The organism is Georgenia sp. 311 (assembly GCF_006151955.1).
GTDB lineage: Bacteria > Actinomycetota > Actinomycetes > Actinomycetales > Actinomycetaceae > Oceanitalea > Oceanitalea wutianyii.
Map to the genome: position 1 here is coordinate 1 of NZ_VDFS01000001.1, position 11,832 is coordinate 11,832.

Annotated in this window: 9 protein-coding genes; 4 read left to right on the plus strand and 5 right to left on the minus strand. The window is 73.5% G+C overall.

The genetic code is table 11. From position 1 onward, the window contains the following. Positions 1-109: 109 nt before the first annotated feature. Positions 110-4,465 (minus strand): phosphodiester glycosidase family protein, encoded by a 4,356-nt coding sequence (locus FHE66_RS00005; protein WP_139070942.1) that lies wholly within the window; start codon positions 4,463-4,465, stop codon positions 110-112. Positions 4,466-4,694: 229 nt separating this feature from the next. Here FHE66_RS00005 and FHE66_RS00010 point away from each other — a divergent pair, with 229 nt between their 5' ends. Further along, a complete protein-coding gene (locus FHE66_RS00010; RefSeq protein ID WP_139070943.1) occupies positions 4,695-5,108 on the plus strand; it encodes a CoA-binding protein in 414 nt (137 codons plus the stop codon). Between the two features lie 13 nt (positions 5,109-5,121). On the opposite strand, the gene FHE66_RS00015 is transcribed toward FHE66_RS00010, so the two are convergent. The 4 genes from FHE66_RS00015 to FHE66_RS00030 all read right to left on the minus strand — a co-directional run bounded on the left by FHE66_RS00015 (position 5,122) and on the right by FHE66_RS00030 (position 8,850). Further along, positions 5,122-6,252, minus strand: a complete 1,131-nt coding sequence (locus FHE66_RS00015) for an LCP family protein (protein WP_218013567.1) — start codon at positions 6,250-6,252, stop codon at positions 5,122-5,124. Positions 6,253-6,466: 214 nt separating this feature from the next. Beyond that, positions 6,467-7,660 (minus strand): LCP family protein, encoded by a 1,194-nt coding sequence (locus FHE66_RS00020; RefSeq protein WP_139070945.1) that lies wholly within the window; start codon positions 7,658-7,660, stop codon positions 6,467-6,469. A gap of 92 nt (positions 7,661-7,752) precedes the next feature. After that, entirely contained in the window at positions 7,753-8,124 is a 372-nt protein-coding gene (locus FHE66_RS00025) for a DUF2304 domain-containing protein (protein ID WP_230976520.1), read from the minus strand. 21 nt (positions 8,125-8,145) lie between these two features. Further along, entirely contained in the window at positions 8,146-8,850 is a 705-nt protein-coding gene (locus FHE66_RS00030; protein ID WP_139070946.1) for a glycosyltransferase family 2 protein, read from the minus strand. A 242-nt stretch (positions 8,851-9,092) separates the two neighbouring features. On the opposite strand from FHE66_RS00030, the gene FHE66_RS00035 reads away from it, so the two are divergent. Genes FHE66_RS00035 through FHE66_RS00045 form a run of 3 tightly spaced genes read left to right on the plus strand, consistent with a single transcriptional unit; the run spans position 9,093 to position 11,772 of the window. Continuing rightward, complete coding sequence (locus tag FHE66_RS00035) at positions 9,093-9,686, plus strand: acyltransferase (protein ID WP_139070947.1); 594 nt, start codon at positions 9,093-9,095, stop codon at positions 9,684-9,686. After that, the gene (locus tag FHE66_RS00040; protein ID WP_139070948.1) at positions 9,683-10,786 is read left to right on the plus strand and encodes a DegT/DnrJ/EryC1/StrS aminotransferase family protein; all 1,104 of its coding nucleotides are present in this window, start codon (positions 9,683-9,685) and stop codon (positions 10,784-10,786) included. The genes FHE66_RS00035 and FHE66_RS00040 overlap by 4 nt, the downstream gene beginning before the upstream one ends. Then, positions 10,783-11,772 (plus strand): Gfo/Idh/MocA family protein, encoded by a 990-nt coding sequence (locus FHE66_RS00045; RefSeq protein WP_218013568.1) that lies wholly within the window; start codon positions 10,783-10,785, stop codon positions 11,770-11,772. Before FHE66_RS00040 ends, FHE66_RS00045 begins: the two co-directional genes overlap by 4 nt. Positions 11,773-11,832 lie beyond the last annotated feature (60 nt).

An 11,832-nucleotide genomic window follows, 5' to 3' on the forward strand; every position in this document is an offset into this window, starting at 1 on the left:
CCCCTTCTTCCTCCGCCTTCTTCCTCCGCCTTCTTCCTGTCCGTTCCTCCTGCCGCTCCTTCCGGCCGCTTGCTTCCGCTTCTGGGCGGCCGGGCCCTCTCCGACAGGGTCAGGTGCGGCGGATGCCGAGGGTGTCGGTGGTGTCCCCGTCCCAGTCGCCGACGAGGACCTCGTCGCCGGGGCGGCCGAAGGTGACGACGCGCTCGGCCTCGCCGCTGCGCAGCGAGTTGCTCACGTAGTACGTCGCCCCGCGGCGCACCGCGAGGGTGTCGCGGCCGTCGCCGTCCCAGTCGCCGGACAGGACGACGTCGCCGGCCCGCCCGTAGGCGAGGACGACGTCCGCCGGACCCGGACGCAGGGAGTCCTTGACGTGGTAGATCTGCCCGCGGCGCACGGCGAAGGTGTCGCGCCCGTCGCCGTCCCAGTCGCCGACGAGCACCTCGTCACCGGCGCGGCCGTACACGACGACCGTGTCCGCTGGTCCTCCCGAGAGCGAGTTCTTCACGTGGTACTCCGCCCCGCGGCGTACCGCGAAGGTGTCGCGCCCGTCGCCGTCCCAGTCACCGACGAGGACGACGTCGCCCGGCCGGCCGTAGTGGAGCACCGTCTCGGCGGCCCCGCCGCGCTGGGCGTTGGAGACGTGGAAGGCGGTGCCGCGGCGGACGGTGATCGTGTCGCGCCCGTCGGCGTCCCAGTCCCCGATGAGCACCTCGTCGGTCGACCGGCCGTAGGCGAAGTAGACGTCGGTGGTGCCCCGCCACGTGTTGGACAGGTGGAAGCCCTTGTCGCCGACCGGGGTCGGCGAGCCGGGGGCGGGGGCGACCGGGCCGACCGGCTCGCTCGTCCCGCTCACCGTGGCCAGGCCGGGGGCGGAGACGGTGGCCCGCACGGCGAGCATCGCCGCGGCGTCGGCGGCCACCGGCGTGTACCGCCCGCTCGTCGCCCCGGCGATCGGGGCGCCGTCGCGCAGCCACTGGAAGGTGACCTCGGCGCTGTCGGACAGGTCCCAGCCGGACATGTCGGCACGCAGCTCGCTGCCGACGACGGGCCGGCCGGTGACCGCGACGACGCCGCCGGTCACCGCCACGGGCACGGTCGTCGTCGCGTCGTTCACCGCGAGGGTGACCTCCACCGTGCCGGCACGCAGGCCGGTGACCGTCCCCGTGGCCGGGTCGAGTGCCACGACGGCGTCGGCCGGCGCGTCCGCGACGGCCCCGACGTGGACGCCCTGCGAGCCCGACCAGGCCCAGCTCATCGGCCAGGCGAGGCCGAAGGTGCGCGTGTCGTCCTGGGTGACCTCGGCCTCGAGCACCACCTGCTCACCGGCGCCGAGCGCCTCCTGCGGCGCGGTGACGGTGAGCTCGTCGACACGCGTCTGCACCTCGACGGCGAGCCACTCGTCCTCCGACTCGGCCCAGCGGCCCGCCTCGGGGTCCACGCCGAGCATCGTCCAGCCGGTGAACCCGCCGTCGGCGGGCGTGGAGGACGGGCTCTTGCCCGCGTTGCCGTTGATGACGTAGGGCACCCCGTCCACCCGGGCGGTGTCGAAGACGCCGACGTGCGCGCCGACGTAGGCGACCGACTTGCCGGTCTCCGCACGCCACTGCGCGAGCCACGAGTCGATCATCGCCGTCTCGTGCCGGTCGGTGAGCTGGCTGTTCTTCGTCGGGAGCGGGTCGTTGGTCGGGTGGTGGGCGAAGACGAGGACGCCGGTGACCGAGTCGTCCGCGGCGGCGGCGTCGAGCTGCTCGCGCAGCATCTGCACCTGCGCGAAGTCCGCCGCGAGCCGCCCGGTGGCGGAGCTGAGCGTGACGACCCGGGTGGCACCGAGGTCGATCGCGTGGGAGGTCGCGCCGAACTCCTCGACGAAGTTGGCGATCGGCCCGCCCATGACCTCGTGGTTGCCCGGGACGTAGTACCAGTCGAACGGGGCGTCGCCGAGCTCCTCCTCGATGATCGTGCGCGCGAGGTCGAAGTCCTCTGGCGCGGCCTCGTCGACGAGGTCGCCGTTGATGACGAGGAGGTCGGGGTCCTCGGCGACGATCTCCCGGAAGGCGTCCCGGGCGCCCTCGACCGCGCCGCTCTCGGGGTTGCGGGCGACGAACTGGGCGTCGGACATGACGGCGACGCGCAGGTCGTCGTCGTCGGTCTCCCCGGTGGGCACGACGAGCGGGTCGGTGACCCGCTGCTCCTTCGGCGCGGGCACGCCGTCCGGGGGCAGGTAGGCGTAGATGTCGGAGAAGCCGACCTCGCCGGTGTACTGCTTGGCCGCGACGGTCTCCAGCACCCGGATGCGCTCGAGGGTCAGCGGCGTCTCGAAGGACGACGGGACGACGAAGTCGACCCGCTGCCAGCCCTCCCACGTGATGTGCAGGGACTGGGACCCGCCGGGTCCGTCGATCCAGCCGACGACGCCGTTGGCCTGGCGGACCTGCAGGCGCAGGAGGGCGCCGTTGCCGTCGCCGTCCACCCACACGGACAGCTTCTGGGGGCGGCCGGGGATCTCGATCGCCCCGCCCGGGGCGACGGCGTACTGGCCGCGGGTGCCGGTCGACTGGGTGAAGTCGTAGGTCATCCGCAGCCCGTCGCCGCCGTCGTGGCCCTCGGCGGGCACGACGGTGCCGCCGGGCGCGCGGTCGTGGGCCGAGGTCCACCGATCGGCGGCGGACAGGTCGTCGATGACGCGCAGCTCCAGCGGCACGGCGACGACGAGCTCGACGCTCACCTCACCGACGGCGAGGGTGAGCACCGCCGAGCCCTCGGCTCCGGTGGCGGTGACCTCGAAGGCACCCTCGGGGGTCGGGGTGACGGTGAAGGTCTGCGGGTCGGGGTTGGTCACGGTGACGTCGCGCGCCTCGACCGGCGCGGTGAAGCCCTCGGCGTCGTGGCCGGTGAGCGTGATCGTGGCGGAGGAGCCCTCGGCCTCGAGGTTGAGGACGTTCTGCGAGGCGGTGAGCCGCGCGAGCGGGCCGAGCACCTCGACGTCGAGGGTGCCGGTCGCCTCGCCCGTGGACGCGGTGACCACGGCGGAGCCCGGCTCGGCCCCGACGACGACGCCCTCGCTCACCGTGGCGGCGGCGGAGTCGCTGGCCCAGGTGCTCGGGGCGCCCGCGACCGGGGAGAACGTCTCGTCCATGCCGTGGGCGGTGAGGGTGCGGTGCAGGCCGGGGAAGAGGCGGTGCGCATCCTCGTCGCCGGACAGCGGCTCGACGCGGAAGGCGGTGAGCGCGCCGGAGCCGGGGACGGAGAGGAACAGGCCCAGGCCGTTGGCGTCCTCGCGCTCGTAGCCGTCGGAGGGGCTGTTGCGCACGGTGGTGCCCTCGGCGCCGGGCTCACGGGCGTTCATCTGGGAGGAGCCGCCGCCGTCGACGTTGAGTGCGTCGTGGGCGCCGAGGTCGAGCATGAGCTCGCCGAGCTCGCGCAGGCTGAGGCCGCGGGAGGTGGCCTGACGGCCGTCGACGACGACGAAGTAGGCGGTCGCGCCGTCCTCGCTGAAGCCGATGGCGGTGCGCGGGTGGCGGGTGGTGTTGTACTCCCCGTCCGCGCTGCCGACGACGCCGTCGGCGAGCACCGGCGGCTCACCCTCGGGCTGGCCGCCGACGGCGACGCGCACGTCCTCCTGGTCCAGGGCGTAGGCGACGGTCACCTGTGCGCCGGGCTCGAGGGCCGCGAGCGCGTCGGCGGCGGCGCCGGGGCGGGCGACGAGCGCCTGCGTGCCCTCGGGCAGCTGCCCCTCGCCGGGGGTGCCGACCGAGGTCACGCGGCCCTCGGCGTCGAGCAGGACCTCGACGCCGGTCTCCCCGGCGGGGACGGCCCGCGTGCGGGTGTACTCGCCCCAGTGGCTGGTGTAGACGGTGAGCCCGCCGGCGGGCATGGCGAAGAGGTTGACGCCGGACAGGGGCAGGGTGGCGTCCGGCAGCTCGACGGTGCCCTCGAGGAGGAGGCGGGTGATGCGCCCGAGGCCGGACTCGTCGAAGGCGACGGACTGGCCGCGGCCCGGGTTGGGCGACTTGAGGATGCCGTCGCGGGAGGAGACGGCGGCGCCGGCGGGGGCCCAGGAGTTGTTGATGTCGAAGAAGTCGCCGTTGACGGCGGCGACGGCGCCGGCGCGCTCGGCCATCTCGCTCACGGTGGCGCCCTGGGCGACCCGCTCCGGGCCGATGTAGTCGGCGCGCACGGTGGAGTCGCCGAGCTCGGCCTTGAGCACGTTGACCTGGAGCCACCCGTCGGCGTCGAGCCGCTCGAAGGTGACGTGGTCCAGGCCGGGGGCGAGGACGGTGTGGTCGACGTCGGTGACGATCGCGGCGCCGCCGGCGTCGAGCTCCATCCCGGCGACGACGACGGGCTGGGTGGCGGCGTGGGACTCGTGTGGTGTCGCGGCGACGAACCCCGCGGCGAGCAGCGCGGCGACGGTCGCGGACGCCGCGAGGCGGGCCGGCCGTGGGGCGGACCTGAGGTGGGACAACTCATCCTCCTGGTGGTGGGTCGGAGGGAAGCGAGACCCCGCCCCCCGGCGTGACGTGCCTCACCCTATTGGGCAAGGCTTGACGCGGGCAATGAGGTGTCGAAACTTGTTTCCATATCGGGTCTCCCCGCCGCTCGCGCGGCTCGGACCGTACGCGCCGCCCGTGAACCCGCGGTGAACCCCGGGCGTCCGGAGGAATGCCGTCGGGCCCCGCCGTGTTGGCCCCCGCATGAGCCACCGCAACGACCCCGCCGTCATCGAGCGCCTGCTCACCACCCCGGGCAGGTGGGCGATCGTCGGCCTGTCGGAGAACCGCGAGCGCATCGCCTACGGCGTCGCCGGGCACGTCCAGCGGCTCGGGATGGAGATCGTCCCGGTGCACCCACGCGCCGAGACCGTGCACGGGGCGCGCGGCTACGCGCGCCTGGCCGACGTGCCCGGGCCGATCGACGTCGTCGAGATCTTTGTCAACTCCTCACTCGCCGGCGGGGTCGTCGACGAGGCGATCGCCGCCGGGGCCAAGGCGGTGTGGCTCCAGCTCGGGGTGGTCGACGAGGCCGCCGCCGCGCGCGCCGCGGCCGCGGGGCTGGACGTCGTCATGGACACGTGCCCGGTCATCGAGGCGCCGCTCATCCACGCCTGAGGCGCGGGCCGGCCTACTGGAAGTCGGCCGCCGTGAGCTCGCCGTCGCGCAGCCGCTCGAAGAACAGCGGGGCGCGCTGCGGGTCGAGCAGGACGGTGGAGCCAACCCCGCCCGGCTGGTAGTTGAGGTCGGCGATGGGCGGCGGGCCGACGAGCCCGTCGGCGCCGGTCGCCGCGCGGAAGGCCAGCGCCATGCGGGCGATGTCGAGGATGTTCGTGTCCTCGTCGACGGCGATCGAGGCGAGGGCCGAGCCGGCCAGCCCGACCTGCGCGCGCGGGTCCAGCAGCGTGCCGGGGCTGCTCACCTCGGAGACGATCGCCGCGACGATCTGGCGCTGACGGTCCGTGCGGCCGATGTCGCCGGTCGGGTCGGAGTAGCGCATCCGTGCGAACGCGAGCGCCGTCTCCCCGTCCGCCGGGTGGCACCCGGCCTGCCAGACGAGGCCGCTCATCGGGTCGTCGACGTCCATGTCGAGGCACAGCTCGACCCCGCCGACGGAGTCGACGACGTCTCGCACGCCGCCCATGCCGATCTCGACGTAGTGGTCGACGGTGAGCCCGGTGAGGCCCTCGACCGTCTGGACGAGCAGGGGCGGGCCGCCCAGGGAGAACGCCGCGTTGAGCTTGTTGGCGCCGTACCCCGGGATCTCGGTGAAGGTGTCGCGCGGCAGGGAGATGAGCGCCGCGGGGCCGGACTCCGGCTTGTGGAGCACCATGATCGTGTCGGACCGCTGGCCCTCGGTGCCGTCGTCGACGACGCCGCTGCCCCGGGAGTCCGAGCCCGCGAGGAGGTAGGTGGTCCCGGGCGTGTCGGGCGCCCCGGAGAGCGCGTCGACGTGGTTGATCTTCCCGTTGGCCCAGATGAGCAGGCCCACGGGCCACGCGATCGTCAGGACGAGCAGGAGGACGAGCGCCGTCGCGACGACCCGACGCCCGCGGCGCTTGCGCCTGACCGGCGGGGGTGCGACCGGCTGCTCGGGCGGGGCCTCGCGGACGGCGACCGGAGCCTGCCGGGGCGCGTAGGCGGGCGCGGGCTGCCCGGCGGGCCGCTGACCCGCGGGACGCTGGGCCGGCGCGGGCTGCGCGGTGCCCTGCTGGGCGTGCACCGAACGGCGCTCGGGCGCGGCGGGACGCGTCTTCGGCATGGCCCGGGTGGCGTCCGCGGGCGGGCCGACGGGGCGCGCACCACGGGCGTCGGGCCTGGGGCGCGACGCGCCGGGCGCGAACGAGGGAGGCATGGCTGGGCCGTCCGGCTGCTGCCGGCGGCCGCGGGACCGACGCTCGTCCTGGGTCATCTCACTCCCGACTGTCCGTGCTGGGCCACTGTAGTGCGCCCGGCGTGCCGGGCGGTGGAGGCGCTCAGGAGCAGAGCGACGTCGGGGTCGGCTCCGGCTCGGGCGCGGCCGGAGGCTGCTCCGTGGTCGGGGCGTCCGTGGGGACGCCGGTCGCCTCCTCGGTGGGGATCTCGCCGCCGGCCGTGAGTGCGCCCTGGATCGGCCGGTCCTCGCGCAGCGCGGCCCACAGCTCCTCGGCTTCGGCCGTGGGGCGGACGCGGTTGCCGGCGTACTCGAAGGGCATCGTCTCGAAGACGATGCTGTCGAGGTCGATGCCCCGCAGCGAGTAGGCGAGCCCGGCGAGCGTGGGGATCGAGCCCAGCTGGGTACCGGTGGTCAGGGTCGACGTCGCGGCGTCGAGGAAGCGGTAGAGCGCCGGCATGTCGGTGAGCAGGTTCTTGCCCAGCGCTTCGCGGGCGATGGCGGCGACGAGCTCCTGCTGGCGGCCGATGCGGCTGATGTCCGAGCCGTCGCCGATGGAGTAGCGGGCCCGGGCGAAGCCGAGTGCCTGGCGGCCGTCGAGCACCTGCTCGCCCGCGGGGATCTGGGCGTGCGCCTTCGGGTCGTCGATCGGCTCCTCGAGGCACATCGGGACACCCCCGAGGGCGTCGACGACGTTGATGAACCCGGCGAAGTCGACGACGACGAAGTCGTCGATGTAGATGCCGGTGAGCTCCTCGATCGTGCGGATCGTGCATGCCGCGGCCGTCCCGATGCCGCCGTTGTCCGCGCCGGTGGAGAAGGCCGTGTTGAACATCGCCTCGCTGCGCGGCTCGGTCCACGAGCCGTCCTCGAGCCGGCAGGAGGGGATCGACACGAGCGTGTCGCGCGGGATGGAGATGACCTCCATGCGGGTCCGGTCCGCGGAGATGTGGGCGATCATCGTCGTGTCGGACCGCTGCCCGCCCTCGGGGGTGGACCCGAAGGACGCGTTGGTCTCACCGGCGCGGGTGTCGGAGCCGAGGACGACGATGTTGAGGTCCTCGCCGGCCGCGCTGTCGATCGGCAGCGGCTCCTCCTCGCCCGCCGTCGTCGGCCGGTCGCCGAGGAGGTCCTCGATGTCGTGACGGTCGATGTTGCCCTGGATGTCGTTGTACGCGATGGCGACGCCGCTACCGGCGAACAGGACCAGGCTGAGGGCGGCGACGCCCCCGCCGCGGGCCAGACGCGAGGTACGACGGCGCTGCGACGAGGCGTGGCGAGGAGTACTGGCAGACACAACTGTCGACTATAGGACCGTCCGCCGTGCGCGCTGCGTCAAGAGCGTGGGGCGGATGTGGAGGGTTTGTGCAACATCCGCCCCATCCCCGCTCACTCGGCGTGCTCGGCGGGCTCCTCGACGTCCTCGAGCCGGGTGCGGGTGAGGGCCAGCTCACGGGTGAGGACGGTGATCCGCCGCTCGAGCTCGCTCATCCGGCGGTAGCTCGTCGCGATGTAGGAGAGGAAGGCGATGACGAGCGCGTAGAGGAGGAGGTCCGCGCCACGACCGACGCCCACCTGGCGGGCCAGCCAGGTGAGCCAGTCGGGGAACATCACCGACGCCGCCGCGACGACGACGAAGCCCACCAGGAGGATCCGCCGGATCGCCTGGTGCCGAGCGTTGGCCGTCCCCCGGGTGAGCAGCACCGCCACGACGCTGACCGCGACGAGCAGCAGCACCTGGATGACGATCTGGTCGGACATGGGGCTCCCTGGGTCGGAGGGTCAGCGGAAGAGGAGGTCGACGAGGATGTTCACCGAGTTGAGCAGGGACTGGCCCTTGGCCCGCGAGTAGTCGGTGTACAGGACGTGGACGGGGTGCTCGGCCCACGGTAGACCGGTCCGCCCGAGCTGGGCGACGATCTCCGAGGCGTGCGCCATGCGGTCCTGGCGCAGGTCGACGTGCTCGGCCGCGTCGCGGCGGATGACCCGCAGACCGTTGTGCGCGTCGGTGAGTCGCAGCCCCGTCGAGCGGTTCGTCACCCACACCGCGGTCTTGAGCACGACGCGCTTGAGCAGGCCGGGCCGGGTGCGGTCGTCGAGGAACCGGGAGCCGAAGACGACGGCGAGGTCCTCCTCGCGCGCCTTGCGCACCATGTCGACGGCGTCGGAGACCTGGTGCTGGCCGTCGGCGTCGAACGTCACGAGGTAGGGGGCGTCGGTGCAGGTGAGCACCCACTCGATGCCCGTCTGCAGCGCGGCGCCCTGGCCGAGGTTGACGGGGTGGCGCACGACGACGGCGCCGGCCTCGCGCGCCCGCGCGGCGGACTCGTCGGTGCTGCCGTCGTCGACGCAGACGATGTTGGGGAAGGTCTCCCGCGCCCGGCGCACGACGTCGCCGATGACGGACTGCTCCTCGAACAGCGGCACGACGAGCCAGGTGTCGGTGACGGTGCGTTCGCCGGTGGGCGGGACCGGCGTCGATCTCATGCCCTCATTGTGACAGCACCCCACCGGCCTTCTCCTGCCTCGCTCCCTCGCCTCCCTCCCACCCGCGACAGCCGACTTCCGCACGACAGTCGAGTTCCGTACGACGCCGACGTCGCGCGTCATCCGACTTCCGCACGACAGCCGCCTTTCCGCGACGTGGCGCGGACCACGGTCCCGTGAGCCGCGGGGTGTGCTCCGTTACCCTGAGCGGGGCGCTGCACCTGGCAGCCGGAAAGGGACGAATGACAGTACGGATCACCGACAGCGCCGACGTCGCGCCCGACGCCCGACTCGGCGACGGCACCTCCGTATGGCATCTCGCCCAGGTGCGCGAGGGCGCGGTCCTCGGCGAGGGCTGCGTCGTCGGCCGCGGCGCCTACATCGGCACCGGCGTGCGGCTGGGGAACAACTGCAAGGTGCAGAACTACGCGCTCGTCTACGAGCCCGCCGAGCTGGCCGACGGCGTCTTCGTCGGCCCCGCCGCCGTCCTCACCAACGACACCCACCCGCGGGCCATCAACCCCGACGGCTCCCTCAAGTCGGCCGACGACTGGGAGGCCGTCGGCGTGACCGTCGGCACCGGCGCCGCCATCGGCGCCCGGGCCGTCTGCGTCGCGCCCGTGACGATCGGTGCGTGGGCCACGGTCGCCGCCGGCGCCGTCGTCACCCGTGACGTGCCCGCCCACGCCCTCGTCGCCGGTGTCCCGGCCCGCCAGATCGGCTGGGTCGGTCACGCCGGACGTCGCCTCGAGCCCGAGGGCGACCTGCTCCGCTGCCCGGCCACCGGCCGGACGTACGCCATCCACGACAACGAACTGCGCGAGGTCACCGCATGAACCAGTCCTTGATCCCTGCCGCGAAGCCGATCATCGGAGACGAGGAGCGGGCCGCCGTCGACGCCGTGCTGCGCTCGGGCATGGTCGCGCAGGGCCCGCAGGTCGCGGCGTTCGAGGAGGAGTTCGCGGAGCAGCTCGTCGAGGGCCGCCGCTGCCAGGCGGTGAGCTCGGGGACCGCCGGTCTCCACGTCGGCCTGCTCGCCAGCGGTGTCGGCCCCGGGGACGAGGTCATCGTCCCGTCCTTCACCTTCGCGGCGACGGCGAACTCGGTCGCGCTCACCGGCGCCACCCCGGTGTTCGCCGACATCGACCCCGACACCTTCTGCCTCGACCCCGAGTCGGTGCGCGCCGCCGTCACCGAGCGCACCCGCGGGGTCATGCCGGTGCACCTGTACGGGCACCCGGCCGACATGGTCGCCTTCGAGGCGCTCGCGGCCGAGCTCGGCCTGGAGATCTACGAGGACGCCGCGCAGGCGCACGGCGCAAGCCTCCACGGCCGCAAGGTCGGCACGTGGGGCCGCTTCGCGATGTTCTCCCTCTACCCGACCAAGAACATGACGTCCGGTGAGGGCGGCATGGTGTCCTGCGCCGACGAGGCCGTCGCCCGCATGGTGCGCCTGCTGCGCAACCAGGGCATGGAGCGCCAGTACGCCAACGAGGTCATCGGCCTCAACGTGCGGATGACCGACATCCACGCGGCGATCGGCCGCGTGCAGCTCGGCAAGCTGCCCGCCTGGACGGCCCGGCGCCAGGCCAACGCGGCCTTCTTCGACGAGCACCTCACCGGTGTCGTCACCCCGCCGGTGGCCGACGGTGCGGTCCACGTCTACCACCAGTACACGATCCGGGTCGAGGCCTCCGAGCGGGACCGCATGGTCACCGCGCTGCGTGAGGAGCACGGCGTCGGGACGGGCGTCTACTACCCGATCCCCAACCACCGCCTCTCCTCGCTGGAGCAGTACGCCCCGGCGCACGAGCTGCCGCAGACCGAGAAGGCGGCCGGCGAGGTCATCTCGCTGCCGGTCCACCCCTCGCTGTCCCAGGAGGACCTCGAGCGGGTCGTGTCCGGGGTCAACGCCGTGGCGAAGGCGGGTGCGTGATGCCGATCCGCATGGGCCTCATCGGCCTCGGGGCCATGGGCCGTCACCACGCCCGGGTCATCCGCCAGACGTCCGGGATGGAGCTCGTCGCGGTCGCCGACCCCGGCGGGGACGCCTACGGGGTGGCCGGTGACCTCGAGGTGCTGCCCGACGTCCACGCGCTCATCGCGGCCGGGATCGACGCCGCGATGGTCGCCGTGCCGACCGTCCACCACGAGGAGGTCGGCCTGGCACTCGCCGCCGCCGGCGTCCACACGATGATCGAGAAGCCGATCGCGCACACCGTGGAGGCCGGGGAGCGGGTCGCCACGGCGTTCGAGGAGGCCGGGCTCGTCGGGGCCGTCGGCTACGTCGAGCGGTGCAACTCCGCCGTCCTCGAGCTGCGTAAGCGCCTCGCCGCGGGCGAGCTGGGACAGGTGTACCAGATTCAGACCCGGCGCCAGGGCCCGTTCCCGGCGCGGATCTCGGACGTCGGCGTCGTCAAGGACCTCGCGACCCACGACGTCGACCTCACCGCGTTCATCGCCGGCAGCCCCTACGACCAGGTCGCCGCGCAGGTGACCCACCGCTCGGGCCGCGAGCACGAGGACATGGTGCTCGCCATCGGCCGGCTCGCCTCCGGCGTCATCGTCAACCACGTCGTCAACTGGCTCTCGCCGATGAAGGAGCGCACCACCGTCGTCACCGGCGAGCGTGGCGCGTTCGTCGCCGACACGATGACCGGCGACCTCACGTTCTACGCCAACGGCACCGTGCCGACGACGTGGGACCGGGTGGCCCAGTTCCGCGGCGTCACCGAGGGTGACGTCGTGCGCTACGCGCTGCCCAAGCGCGAGCCGCTCGCGGTGGAGCAGGAGAACTTCCGTGACGCCGTCGCCGGCACCGGCACGGACATCGTCACCATGCGTGAGGGTGTCCACACCCTCACCGTCATCGAGGCGATGCTCGCCTCCGCCCACGACGGCGGCCGCACCATCGCCCTGTAGCACCCCCGCCTCACCCGCCGAGAGCCGGATCGTGCCCCGTGCACGATCCGGCTCTCGGCG

Excerpts from the sequence above, each read along its gene's own strand:
- FHE66_RS00030 (WP_139070946.1), bottom strand. The coding sequence starts at position 8,850 with ATGAGATCGACGCCGGTCCCGCCCACCGGCGAACGCACCGTCACCGAC.
- FHE66_RS00040 (WP_139070948.1), top strand. The coding sequence starts at position 9,683 with ATGAACCAGTCCTTGATCCCTGCCGCGAAGCCGATCATCGGAGACGAG.
- FHE66_RS00025 (WP_230976520.1), bottom strand. The coding sequence starts at position 8,124 with ATGTCCGACCAGATCGTCATCCAGGTGCTGCTGCTCGTCGCGGTCAGC.
- FHE66_RS00035 (WP_139070947.1), top strand. The coding sequence starts at position 9,093 with ATGACAGTACGGATCACCGACAGCGCCGACGTCGCGCCCGACGCCCGA.
- FHE66_RS00015 (WP_218013567.1), bottom strand. The coding sequence starts at position 6,252 with ATGCCGAAGACGCGTCCCGCCGCGCCCGAGCGCCGTTCGGTGCACGCC.
- FHE66_RS00010 (WP_139070943.1), top strand. The coding sequence starts at position 4,695 with ATGAGCCACCGCAACGACCCCGCCGTCATCGAGCGCCTGCTCACCACC.